The sequence below is a fragment of the Nonomuraea terrae genome, from assembly GCF_044465245.1.
Classification (GTDB): Bacteria; Actinomycetota; Actinomycetes; order Streptosporangiales; family Streptosporangiaceae; genus Nonomuraea; species Nonomuraea terrae.
The window spans coordinates 901,505-913,343 of sequence record NZ_JBITLL010000002.1; the positions used below are offsets into that span (position 1 = coordinate 901,505).

Annotated in this window: 12 protein-coding genes; 8 read left to right on the forward strand and 4 right to left on the reverse strand. The window is 72.6% G+C overall.

The features are described 5' to 3' along the window. Positions 1 to 54 precede the first annotated feature (54 nt). The gene (locus tag ACIBP6_RS10615) at positions 55 to 1,065 is read right to left on the reverse strand and encodes an aldo/keto reductase (RefSeq protein WP_397050851.1); all 1,011 of its coding nucleotides are present in this window, start codon (positions 1,063 to 1,065) and stop codon (positions 55 to 57) included. A gap of 210 nt (positions 1,066 to 1,275) precedes the next feature. Here ACIBP6_RS10615 and ACIBP6_RS10620 point away from each other — a divergent pair, with 210 nt between their 5' ends. The 6 genes from ACIBP6_RS10620 to ACIBP6_RS10645 all read left to right on the forward strand — a co-directional run bounded on the left by ACIBP6_RS10620 (position 1,276) and on the right by ACIBP6_RS10645 (position 7,944). Next, on the forward strand, positions 1,276 to 2,166 hold the full coding sequence (locus ACIBP6_RS10620) for a helix-turn-helix transcriptional regulator (RefSeq protein WP_397050853.1): 891 nt from the start codon (positions 1,276 to 1,278) through the stop codon (positions 2,164 to 2,166). A gap of 76 nt (positions 2,167 to 2,242) precedes the next feature. Further along, a complete protein-coding gene (locus ACIBP6_RS10625; protein ID WP_397050855.1) occupies positions 2,243 to 4,213 on the forward strand; it encodes a HelD family protein in 1,971 nt (656 codons plus the stop codon). Positions 4,214 to 4,561: 348 nt separating this feature from the next. Then, complete coding sequence (locus tag ACIBP6_RS10630; RefSeq protein WP_397050857.1) at positions 4,562 to 4,744, forward strand: hypothetical protein; 183 nt, start codon at positions 4,562 to 4,564, stop codon at positions 4,742 to 4,744. Between the two features lie 27 nt (positions 4,745 to 4,771). Next, positions 4,772 to 5,368 (forward strand): NUDIX hydrolase, encoded by a 597-nt coding sequence (locus ACIBP6_RS10635; RefSeq protein WP_397050858.1) that lies wholly within the window; start codon positions 4,772 to 4,774, stop codon positions 5,366 to 5,368. A gap of 262 nt (positions 5,369 to 5,630) precedes the next feature. Beyond that, positions 5,631 to 6,290 (forward strand): lysophospholipid acyltransferase family protein, encoded by a 660-nt coding sequence (locus tag ACIBP6_RS10640; protein WP_397050860.1) that lies wholly within the window; start codon positions 5,631 to 5,633, stop codon positions 6,288 to 6,290. Between the two features lie 52 nt (positions 6,291 to 6,342). Continuing rightward, entirely contained in the window at positions 6,343 to 7,944 is a 1,602-nt protein-coding gene (locus ACIBP6_RS10645; protein WP_397050862.1) for a penicillin-binding transpeptidase domain-containing protein, read from the forward strand. A 7-nt stretch (positions 7,945 to 7,951) separates the two neighbouring features. On the opposite strand, the gene ACIBP6_RS10650 is transcribed toward ACIBP6_RS10645, so the two are convergent. Beyond that, positions 7,952 to 8,833, reverse strand: coding sequence for an alpha/beta fold hydrolase (locus ACIBP6_RS10650; RefSeq protein ID WP_397050864.1), 882 nt, complete (start codon positions 8,831 to 8,833; stop codon positions 7,952 to 7,954). 144 nt (positions 8,834 to 8,977) lie between these two features. Further along, the gene (locus ACIBP6_RS10655; protein WP_397050866.1) at positions 8,978 to 9,625 is read right to left on the reverse strand and encodes a PadR family transcriptional regulator; all 648 of its coding nucleotides are present in this window, start codon (positions 9,623 to 9,625) and stop codon (positions 8,978 to 8,980) included. A 150-nt stretch (positions 9,626 to 9,775) separates the two neighbouring features. On the opposite strand from ACIBP6_RS10655, the gene ACIBP6_RS10660 reads away from it, so the two are divergent. Beyond that, complete coding sequence (locus ACIBP6_RS10660; RefSeq protein ID WP_397050868.1) at positions 9,776 to 10,246, forward strand: OsmC family protein; 471 nt, start codon at positions 9,776 to 9,778, stop codon at positions 10,244 to 10,246. A 3-nt stretch (positions 10,247 to 10,249) separates the two neighbouring features. Here the strand turns inward: ACIBP6_RS10660 and ACIBP6_RS10665 are convergent, their stop codons facing one another. Next, a complete protein-coding gene (locus ACIBP6_RS10665; protein WP_397050870.1) occupies positions 10,250 to 11,005 on the reverse strand; it encodes a TetR/AcrR family transcriptional regulator in 756 nt (251 codons plus the stop codon). A 61-nt stretch (positions 11,006 to 11,066) separates the two neighbouring features. Between ACIBP6_RS10665 and ACIBP6_RS10670 the strand changes: the two genes are divergently transcribed. Then, positions 11,067 to 11,813, forward strand: a complete 747-nt coding sequence (locus ACIBP6_RS10670; RefSeq protein ID WP_397050872.1) for a siderophore-interacting protein — start codon at positions 11,067 to 11,069, stop codon at positions 11,811 to 11,813. The last annotated feature ends 26 nt before the right edge of the window (positions 11,814 to 11,839 follow it).

The following is an 11,839-nucleotide window of genomic DNA, read 5'->3' on the forward strand; positions in this document are numbered from 1 at the left end:
GACGGAGCGAGACCCAGGGGCAGGGCCGGGCGTTCGGCGCTCGGCCACGGGGTCTCACTTCTCGCTGTCGAGCATGGCCAGGTGCTGGGCCGCGTAGCGCTCCCCGGCCGCGGCATCCGCCGGCACCGCCGCTTCGATCTCGGCGAGTGTCTCCTGGTCGAGGGTGAGGTCCACGGCGGCGAGGGATTCGGCCAACCGGTCGCGGCGGCGGGCGCCGACCAGCGGGACGATGCCCTCGCCCTGGGCCGCGACCCAGGCGATGGCGACCTGGCTGGTCGTCGCCCCGATGCGCTCGGCGACCCGGGTCAGCGCGCCGACCAGGCGCAGGTTGGCCTCGAGGTTCCCGTCCTGGAAGCGGGGGCTGTGCGCCCGGAAGTCGCCGCCGCTCAGCTTCCTGTCGGGGTCCCAGTGACCGCTGAGCAGGCCGCGGGAGAGTACTCCGTAGGCGGTCAGGCCGATGCCGAGCTCACGCAGCGTCGGGATGATGGCCCTCTCGGGGCCTCGCGACAGAAGCGAGTACTCGATCTGCAGGTCGCTGATCGGGGCCACGGCGGCAGCGCGGCGAAGGGTGTCCGGCCCGACCTCCGAGAGGCCGATGTGCCGGATATATCCGGCTTGCTGCATCTCCAGCATCGCCCCGACGGTGTCCTCGATCGGAATCTGCGGGTTCAGCCGGGAGGGGCGGTAGATATCGATGTAGTCGGTTCCCAGACGCCGCAGCGAGTACGCCAGCCGGTCTTTCACCGCGGCCGCCGAGACATCGGCCGCCGCGGGCTGGAAGCCGCCGTCCGGCGTGCGCCGCGTGCCGAACTTCACGCTGATCACCACGTCCTCGCGGCGGCGGTCCTTGAGGGCACGGCCGATCAGCATCTCGTTGTGGCCGGAGCCGTAGAAGTCGCCGGTGTCGACGAGCGTGACGCCCGCGTCGATCGCGGCGTGGAGGGTCGCGATGCTCTCCTGCTCGTCGGCCGGCCCGTACAGGTCCGACATGCCCATGGCGCCCAGGCCGATGACCGAGACCCGGGGTCCGTGCGCGCCGAGTGGGCGGGTACCGATGGTTGGCACTCTGGTTCTCCTTGACGTGTCGCCTTCTTGGTCGCGGGACGCGGCTCAGGCCCGTGACGTCCGGCAGACCTTCGCCGGCAGCCGGGCCGCGAGCCGGCCCGCCCCTGTACATCCAGCGTGCACCGCTGTTCACGGGGCAGCCACGGCTGCCCCGACCCAGGGGTTCACGTCCCCTGGCTCAGGCCCCTCGGCATCGGCGACGATCGAGAGATGAACCACTCGGAACTCGCCGCGTACCTGAGGTCGCGGCGTGACAGGATCCGTCCGGCCGAGGTCGGTCTGCCCACCGGTCCGAGACGCCGGGTGCCGGGACTGCGGCGCGAGGAGGTCGCCCAGCTGGCGGGGCTGTCCGCGGACTACTACACCGAGCTGGAACGGGGCCGCGGCGTACAGCCCTCGGCACAGGTGCTGGCCGCACTCGCGCGGGCGCTGCGGCTGGACGGCGACGAACGCGACCAGCTGTTCCACCTCGCCGACCGGCCGGTCCCCCAGGCCGCGCACGGCCCGACCGCACACGTCCAGCCGGCGCTGCTCAGCCTGCTGGACCGGCTCTCCACCACCCCCGCCCAGATCATGACCGACCTGCACGAGACCCTCGCCCAGAACCCTCCGGCCGTCGCACTCGTCGGCCATCGAACCGGGGTACGGGGCCCCGCGGCCGGCTTCGTCCACCGCTGGTTCACCGACCCCGGCGCCCGCACGCTGTACCCGGTGGAGGACCACGACCACCACTCGCGCGTCTTGGTCGCCGACCTGCACGCCGTCGCCGCCCGTCGGGGGAAGGACCCAGAGGTGAGCCGGATGGTCTCCACACTGCGACGGCGCAGCCAGGAGTTCGCGAGCCTGTGGGAGACGCGTGACGTGGCCCTGCGGCGGGCCGACCACAAGCGGATCGTCCACCCCGCCCTCGGCGTCATCGAGGTGGACTGCCACAGCCTGTTCAGCGAGGACGGGCGCCAGCGCCTGCTGTGGTTCACCGCGCCGCCCGGCAGCAACGGCGCCGCCCAGCTGGAGCTGCTCTCCGTCATCGGCACCCAGGACATGACGACCGGCGCCGACGACACCCAACCGACCGGCACGTCCCGGATGACGACCGAGTAACGGAGGCATCCACGACCCGCCCCGCAAAGTGTTAACCTGGTTAATCTATTAACCGAGTTAACAGTTTGGAGGGGTGATGGGAACGCTCGACGACGAGCGACGGCACGTCGAACGCTGCCGGGCCGGCCTGCGCCGGATACTGGAGGGCGCGCGGGAGAACGTGATCGTCGGCGAGACCGTGGCCGGCGACCGCTACAGCGCCGAGCGCCTGGGCCGCCACCTCAAGAGCCTGGCCAAGGAGCTGAGCGAGGAGCCCGACGGGCCGCCGTTCTTCGGCCGGCTCGACTTCGGCGCGGGCGAGCACCAGGGCCGCGCGTACCACATCGGCAGGCGGCACATCACCGGCGAGCACGGCGGCCCGCCCGTGGTGGTCGACTGGCGGGCGCCGGTCGCGCGGGCGTTCTACCGGGCCGGCGCCGGGGATCCCCAGGGCGTCGCCCTGCGCCGGCGCTTCGGCTGGTCCGGCACCACCCTGACGGGCTTCGAGGACGAGCGGCTGGACCGGGGCGAGGAGGGCGGCGGCCACATCCTGGCCGCCGAGATCGAACGCCCCCGCGTCGGCCCCATGCGCGACATCGTCGCCACCATCCAGCCCGAGCAGGACGACCTCGTCCGCGCCGACCTCGACACCTCGATCTGCGTGCAGGGCGGGCCGGGCACCGGGAAGACCGCGGTGGGCCTGCACCGGGCCGCGTTCCTGCTCTACGCCCACCGCCGCCGCCTGGAACGCTCCGGCGTGCTCGTGCTCGGCCCCAACCCGGCCTTCCTCGGCTACATCTCGGCGGTGCTGCCCGCGCTCGGCGAGATGGACGTCGAGCAGACGACGCTGGAACGGCTGCTCGCCACCGTCCCGGCCACCGCCGCCGACACCGAGCAGGCGGCGGTCGTCAAACACGACGCGCGGATGGCGCGGGTGCTGCGCAAGGCCCTGTACGGCCGGATCTCGCGGCCCGCCGAGCCCGTCGTGGTGCCGGACGGCTCGACCCGTTGGCGGGTGCACGAGGACGAGCTGCGCCGCATCGTGGACGACACCCGCCGTGAGCCGCTGCCGTACGGTGTCGGCCGCGAACGCGTCCTGGCCCGCGTGGTGGCCGCGATCCGCCGCCAGGCGGAGGCCCGGGGCCGGACGGCGACCGCGGCCTGGCTGCGCGGGGTCGGCCGCGCCGTCACCCCCGCACTGGACGCCGTCTGGCCCGCCGTCAGACCCGAGGAGATCCTTTACGAGGTGCTGCGCGACCCCGTCGCGGCCGCCGGTGTCCTCACGGACGCCGAGCGCGCCGCGATCACCTGGTCCAGGCCGCCCCGAAGCCCCGCAAGCGCCCGCTGGTCGGCCGCCGACCTGGTGCTGCTGGACGAGGTCGGCGGCCTCCTCGAACGCCCCCGCGGCTACGGCCACGTCATCGTGGACGAGGCCCAGGACCTGTCGGCCATGGAGTGCCGGGCGGTGGCCAGGCGCAGCGAGCACGGCTCGCTCACCGTGCTCGGCGACCTGGCGCAGGGCACCACGCCGTGGGCCGCCACGTCGTGGCCGGAGCATCTGGAGCTGCTCGGCAAGCCCGACGGCCGGGTCGTCGCCCTCACGACCGGCTTCCGGGTGCCGGCGGCCGTGGTGGAGCTGGCCAACGCGCTGCTGCCGGCGCTCGGCGCACGGGTGCCGCCGACGCGCTCGTACCGGTCGGACGGGCTGCTGCGGGTGCGGCGGGTGACCGACGTGGACAAGGGGGTGGCGGCGGCGGTGCGTGCGGCGCTCGCGTTCGAGGGGTCGATCGGGGTGATCGCGGCGGACGCCGCCGTGGAGACGCTCACGTCCGCGCTGTGGGACGAGGGGCTGGACGTGGGCGGGCGGCTCACCGTACTGCCCGCCTCCATGTCGAAGGGGCTGGAGTACGACCATGTCGTCGTGGCGGAGCCGGCCGCCATCGTGGCGGCGGAGCGGCGGGGGCTGCACCGGCTGTACGTGGCGCTCACCCGGGCCGTCTCCCGGCTCGACGTCGTGCACGCCCGTCCGCTGCCGCCGCCGCTCACGTCGCCGGACGAAGCCTTCTGAGATGGGCGGATGTCCTCGACAGGTACGCGGCTTCGGTGTGTGATGTGGTTTCCCGTCCTGACAGGAGGCCCCGTGACGTCATCCCCGGACCCTCCCTCACCCGGCGACCCGCCCGCCGCTCCGGATCCCGTACCCCCTGGATCCCGCGCACAGCAGCCCCCGCCCCGCGACCTCCCCGCACCGCGGCCCTCAGCCTCCGAGACGACGGAACCCCGACCGCGCGTGACAGAGCCCGCGGAACCTCCGCCCCGCACACCCGGGCCCGCGGAAGCCCAGCCGTCGCCTCCGGCACGCACATCAGGCACTCCCCCGCGGCGGTCAGGGGTCGCCGAGCAGGTGCTGTCCGTCGTGGGGTTCGTCTGTGCGGCGGTGGCGGTCCTGTTCCAGCCGGTGGTGTTCGGGCTGGCCGGTGTCGCGCTCGGGGTCGCCGGTCACGTCCGGGGCGAGCCGCTGGGCCGGTGGGCCGCCATCGCCGCCGGCGCCGGGATGCTCGCCGGCACCGTCCTCAGCATCCTGCTCACCCCGGGATGACCGCGTACGGCGTGAGATCCTTGACGCGTGCTTTCGCCGATCGACGTGCTGCGCGTGGAGATCACCGCCCGGCTGGCCGCCTTCGAGCGCCGGCCGGTCCCCCCGGCGGAGGGCGTGCGCCGGGCGGCCGTCACGGTGTGCGTGCTGGAGGACGGCGCGCGCAGCCCGTACGTAATCGTGATCAAGCGGGCGGCGGCGGGCCGCAACGCCGGGCAGTGGGCGCTGCCCGGCGGGCGGCTCGACGACGGCGAGGAGCCGCTGCAGGCGGCGCTGCGGGAGCTGGCTGAGGAGACCGGCGTGACGGGCGTCGAGGTGCTGGGGCTGCTCGACGACTTCGTCACCGACTCCGGGTTCGTGATCACACCGGTGGTCGCGTACGGCGGCCGGCAGGAGCCGGTGCCCGACCCGCGCGAGGTGGCCTCGGTGCACTCCGTGCCGCTGGAGCGGTTCCTGGCTCCGGGCGTGCCGCGCTGGCGGGGCGAGCTGCTGCAGATGCCGCTGGGTCCGTCCATCGTGATTCACGCGCCGACGGGGGCGATTCTGTGGCAGTTCGCGGAGGTGGCGCTCCGGGGTCGTGAGCAGCGGGTCTTCGACGTCGCCCAGCCTCGCTGGACGCGGAGATGACCGGTTCACGTGTCGCTCATGGGAGCGCCACGATTACCTCCCCGGCCCGACCGTGTGCTTAACTCAAGGTGCCGATGTGGTCTGTGTCCCCCGGGCCGCAAATTACCGCCTTCACGGAATACCGTTCGGCTGGAGCCGTGTTGTGCACCTCGCCGAGGAGGCGACCGCCACATCGGCCTCAACAGCTTTTCCAGGCGTCCCCCGATCTCTCGGGGGACGCCTGACTTATTGTTGGTGGCCAGCCGATGATCAGGAGAGCTCGTTGCTGTACCAAGTGGTCAAGTTCGCCGCCACGCCGCTGACGCACGCGATGTGCCGCCCGCACATCACCGGCGCGGCGCACGTGCCGAGGAAGGGCCCGGCGATCCTGGCCGCCAACCACCTGTCGATCCTCGACTCGTTCCTGCTGCCGGCGCTGCTGCCGCGGCACGTGACGTTCACCGCCAAGAACGAGTACTTCGACGGCAACCCGGTCTCCGGCTTCTTCATGCGGCTGGGCAAGAGCCTGCCGATCGACCGCGACAGCGCCCACGCCGCGCAGGCCATGCTCGACGCGGCGGCCGAGCTGCTGGAGCGCGGCGAGCTGTTCGGCATCCACCCCGAGGGCACCCGCTCCCCCGACGGCCGCCTCTACCGCGGCAAGGTCGGCGTGGCCTGGCTGGCGCTGAAGACCGGCGCCCCGGTGCTGCCGGTTGCGCTCAGCGGCACCGAGAAGGTGCTGCCGCTCGGGGCGAAGGTGCCGAGGCCGGCCAGCATCGGCATCACCATCGGGGCGCCCCTGCGGTTCGACGGCGACCACGCCAAGGCGCGCGATCGGCGGCGGGTCACCGACGAGATCATGGAGGCCATCCAGAAGCTGTCGGGCCAGGAATACGTCCCGACCTATGCCGCCAGTTATAAGGCAGCCAATGGAATGTCTTAGTTTGTCCCCGCTAGGCTCGGAGGCCAGTCGTCGAAGAGCGAGGGGCTGATCAGTGGCACGGGGCCGTACCATCGCGATCGCGTCCGTCGCCGCCGTGCTCGTGGTGGGGGCCGCGGGCGGTGGCGCCTACTACGTGCTGCACACCAGGGGCACGCCCGCGGAGACGGCTCAGCGTTTCGCGACCGCGTGGCAGGCCGGCGACGCGAGCGCGATGGCCGCGGTGCTGGCCACGCCGCAGCAGCTGAGCGCGTACGACCAGCAGCGCAAGGCTCTCGGGGTCGAGTCGACGCAGGTCAGGCTCGGCCAGGTCGCCGAGGGCGACGACCGGGCCCGCGTCCCCTACACCGCGACCCTCACGTTGAAGAACCTCGGCACCTGGTCCTACCAGGGCCAGATCGACCTCGTGGTGGCCGACCGCACCTGGAAGGTCGACTGGAAGCCGGCCACGCTGCACCCGTCGATGACCCAGGGTGCGGCCTTCTCGATCAAGACGAAGTGGCCCGAGCGGGCGGCGATCACCGACGCCGAGGGCGGCCGCATCGACACCGGCACGGTCGGCGGCTCGGTGCAGCAGCTCGTCGGCTACCTGGACAAGGCGACCAAGAAGGACGTCGGCAAGCTCGGCTCCTCCTACAAGGTCGGGCAGGCCGTCGGGCGCGGCGGGCTGCAGGAGACGTTCCAGACGAGGCTGGCCGGCACGCCGACCACCGAGATCCAGCTGGGCGGCAAGACGCTGCAGACCATCGAGGGCAGCGACGGCGAGCCCCTGCGCACGTCGCTCGACCCGGGTGCGCAGGCCGCGGCGGTGACGGCGGTCAAGGACGTCGGCAAACCCGCCTCCCTGGTCGCGATCAGGCCCTCGACGGGCGAGATCCTCGCCGTGGTGAACAACCGCGGCGGCTTCAACCGGGCGCTCGACGGCCGCTATCCGCCGGGCTCGACGTTCAAGGCGGTCACGGCCATCGGGCTGGTGGCGGCGGGGATGTCGCCTCAGGACACCGTCACCTGCCCCATGTACGCGAACGTCGGCGGCCTGCGGATCCGCAACTCCGACAAGGAGGAGTTCGGGTCGTTGTCGCTGCTCGACTCCTTCGCGTACTCGTGCAACACGACGTTCGCGCCGCTGGCGCAGCAGAAGCTGGGCGCGGAGAAGTTGCTCGACGTGGCCGAGGACGTCGGGTTCAACCAGCCGCTCAACATCGGCGTGCCGGCGGCGAAGGCGAGCTTCCCCAGGGCGCAGTCCGACGCCGAGCTGGCCGCGGAGGCGTTCGGGCAGGCCCGCATCACCTCCAGCCCGCTGTCGATCGCGTCGGCGGCCGCGGCCATCGCCGACGGCACCTGGCGCCCGCCGACGCTGGTGCCGTCGCTGAAGCAGAAGGCCAAGGAGCGCCCGCTGCCCGAAGGGGTGAAGCCGGCGCTGCACGAGATGATGGCGGCCGTGGTGACCAAGGGCACCGCGAAGTCGGCCGGGCTGCCCGCCGGCACCCACGGCAAGACCGGAACGGCCGAGTACGGCACCGGCGAGAAGCTCGACTCGCACGCCTGGTTCATGGGGTTCAAGGACGACGTGGCCTTCGCCGTGGTCGTCGAGGGCGGCGGCGGGGGCGGCGCGGTCGCCGCCCCCATCGCCGCGACGTTCCTCAAGGAGCTCTGAGCCCTTCTCAGGACTCACCGAGGAAGCGGCGGACCGCCTCCGCCACCGGCTCGGGCCGGCCGCGCTGGGCGGCGTTCGAGGTGGCGCTGTGGTTCAGGCCCGGCAGGACGATGCGACGGGCCCGCGGCAGGACCCGCTGCAGCTCGCCGAGCGCGGCGCGCAGGTAGGCCGCGCTCCTGGCGCCGCCGATCAGCAGCACCTCCGCCTCCACCGACCGGTACGGCTCCAGGTCTCCGGACGCCTCCGCCACCAGGTGCAGGTCCTCGTGCAGCGTCGGGGCCAGTTCCCCGAACGTCAGCTCCCGCAGCGCCGGCTCGACGCCGGCCACGGCGCGTTCCTGTCTCTTGACCATCGAGCTCGTCATCAGTTCCATCAGCGGACGCGGGATGGCGCGCATGATCGGGGGACCCATCCGGCCGGCTCTCATGCCGGTGACGAGCGCCGCCGAGATCCGTCCTTCGGCGAGCTCGCGGTCGAGGCGGGGCAGCCAGCCGGTCGAGTGGGAGCCGTGGATGTCCAGGGGCGGTTCGAAGATGACGGCCTTGCGCAGCGCCGGCTGGACGCGCGCCGTGTGCAGGGTGATGATCGCGCCCGAGCTCACGCCCATGGCGTACGGCGCGCCGGTGGCCCGCAGCAGCGCGTCGAGGTCCTCGACCTCCCGCTGGAGCCCGTACGCGGCGCCGGCCGGGCCGCTGCGGCCCCGGCCCCGGCGGTCGGGCAGGTAGCACGTGAAGTCACCGGCGAGTGCCTGGGCCAGCTCGATCTGGCTGCGGCCGCTCTGCATGGCTCCGTGCAGGATCACCAGGCCCGGACCGCTCCCGACCTGGTGATAGTGGATCGTGGTGCCGTCGGCCGAGGTCACGGCGCCGCTCGTGGTGGTCGTGGTCATGGTTGCTCCCTTTCGGTTCGGCAGGCGAAGGGAGCCCGGCTATCGTTGCCAGTGCCATCTCGTGGCCGGGTCTCCGCCTCGCGGGATCTTGGTGCGAGATCTCCCGGCGGCGGTGTTGCAGCACCGCCGCCGGTTCTTGCTCGGTCACTCCGCCGGGCGGCCCCTTTCCGCGAGGTCCGCCACGTCGCCGGTCAGTTCGCCGGTCCGGTGGTAGGCGCGCCACTCCTCCAGGCCGGGGAACGCGCCCGCGTCCAGCTCCGCCAGCAGTGAGCGCACCCAGGCCGCCTCGGCCTCGCGCATCGCCAGCGCGTACTCCGATTCGACGAGGAACAGCCGGGGCAGCTCGCCCCGCTCGCGCTCCAGTGTCCGCCGGTCCGTCTCGATCCGGCTTTCCAGCAGTTCCAGCCGCCGCCGCAGCAGCGAGGGGACCTCGTCGGGCCCGAGGCCGCCCATCACCGACAGGCCCGACTCGAACGGCGACGGCTCCCACCGGGGCGTGGACAGCAGCTCGCGCGTCCAGTCGGCGGCCTCGCGCCGGCCGGCGTCGGTGACGCGGTAGACGGTGCGCTCGGGGCGGGCACCCTGACGGTCGGTGCCGACCGCCTCCAGAAGACCGTGTTTCTCCAGGTTGCGGACGACGGTGTAGAGCGAGCCCCATTTGATCGGCATGTCGTCGTCCTTGCCGCGGGCCCGCAGCACGGAGGCCATCTCGTACGGATGCATCGGCCGCCGGACGGCCACGGTCAGCACGGCCAGTGCCAGCAGGTTGGCCACCGGGCGCCGCTGGGCCATTCCGATCACTCCTCGTCGGCGAATACTTGTCTGCGAGTATAGGCATCGGGCCGATCGTCCGGCAAGACCCGTGGTTCCGTAACGTTGATCGGAAGAGGCGGCGGGGTGTCCCGCCGCCGGAGCCGATCACCCGCGGAGGACTGAGCAGAGATGAGCCGCGAACACACCTACCGGACCGTCGTGACCTGGACCGGGAACAAGGGCACCGGCACCAGCGGCTACCGCGACTACGGCCGTGACCACGAGCTGTCGGCCGCGGGCCCGCCGGTCATCCCGGGCAGCTCCGACCCCTCCTTCCGCGGTGACCCGTCCCGCTGGAATCCCGAGCAGCTCCTGGTCGGATCACTCTCGCAGTGCCACATGCTGTGGTATCTCCACAAGTGCGCCACGGCCGGGGTGGTCGTCACCGAGTACGCCGACACCGCGACCGGCACCATGGCCGAGTCCGCCGGCGGCGGTCACTTCACCGAGGTGGTGCTGCGCCCGGCGGTCACCGTGGCCGCGCCCGAGATGCTGGAGAGCGCTCTCGCGCTGCACGACGACGCCCACAAGGCGTGCTTCATCGCCGCCTCCGTCAACTTCCCGGTACGCCACGAGCCGACCGTCCGCACGGCCGGCTGACCCTCAGCGGGCGCGCCCGGCCGCGGCGTCGTAGTCGAGGCCGAGCCGGGGCGCCAGCTCCCGCAGGCACTCCTCGAAGACCGGCTCCAGGTCGGAGTAGGCGAAGTCGAGCTGGTCGAGCACCTCCATGCAGAGCAGGCCGTACAGCCTGGTCCAGCACGACAGGAACACGTGGATCGCCTCCACCGGCAGCCCGGAGCCCGTGTCGGCGGCGTACGCGCGCAGCTGCTCCCTGATGGACGGGTCCAGCTCGTCAGGCGCGGGCACGGGGAAGCGGCGCGCCCGCCACAGGTCGGCGATCTCGTCGAGGAAGACCTGCTCGAAGTCGCGCCCGGCCAGCTCGCGCGGCGAGCCGGGGCGCCTGGTGATCGGGCTGGCGAACACCCACCCGAACTCCGCCCGATGGGTGACGGCCCAGCGCCGCATCGCCCGGCACGTCGCCAGCAGCCGCCGCGCGTGGTCACCCGGCGGGTACGCGTCACGCGCGGCCTCCATCGCCTCCGTCAGCTCGCGGAAGAAGTCGGCCGTCACCGCTCCGACCAGCTCCTCGTGACCGGCGAAGTAGTGGTAGAGCGCGGGGCCGCTCATGCCCATCTCCCGGGCCACCGCGTTGATCGTGACCGCCGCCTGCCCCTGCTCGATCAGCAGCCTGCGCGCCGCGGCGCGGATCTCCGCCAGCGTCGCCTGCCGTACGCGTTCGCGCCTGCTGGTGCCCTGCGCGGCCATCGCCTGCCCTTCTCCTCGAACGTCCGTTGACATCCTAGGGCATCTATGTTTGCTTAATGGCTCTAAACATTTTTTATACCCCTAAGGAGCGGCAGTGGCGCGCAACCCCTTGACCAGCGCCTTCGCCAAGTACGTCATGACGGCGTACGTCAAGGAGGCCGAGCTCGTCACGCCCACGATGCGGCGGATCCGCCTGGCCGCCGACGCGCCGATCGCGTTCCCGTACCGGCCGGGACAGCACATCAGGGTCCAGCTCAACGACCCGCTGTCGATGTACGGGATCCTGCGCCCGGCGGAGACGCTGCGCACGTACACGATCTGGGATCTCGACCCCGACCGGCGGGGGCTGGAGCTGCGGGCGCACCTGTACGACGGCGGGGGCATCGGGCTGCGCTGGGCCCGGGAGGTCTCGCCGGGCGACGCGGTGACGTTCTGGTGGCCGCAGGGCGACTTCCACACGCGCGAGGACGCGCCGTTCCACCTGTTCGCGGGCGAGGAGACGGCGAGCGCGGCGTTCGGTCCGATGATCCGCGCGCTGGGGGCGGGGGCGCGGGTGATCGGAGTGCTGGAGAGCGAGTCGCCCGAGCACGACATGCCGCTGCCGGGGCCGCACGACCTGATCCGCGTGCATCGCGGGGGCGCGCCGGCCGCGTCGTCGGCCACACTGGTCGCGGCGGTGTCCGCCCTCGACCTGCCCGGCAACACCGGGGCGGCGTACCTGGCGGGCGAGGCGCTGACGTGCCGGGTGATCCGCGACCATCTGGTGCGGGACCGGAACTGGCCGCGTACGGCGATCAAGATCAAGCCGTTCTGGACGCCCGGCAAGCGCGGACTCCATTGAAATGCGGTGGCCGATCGCCCGGCGCC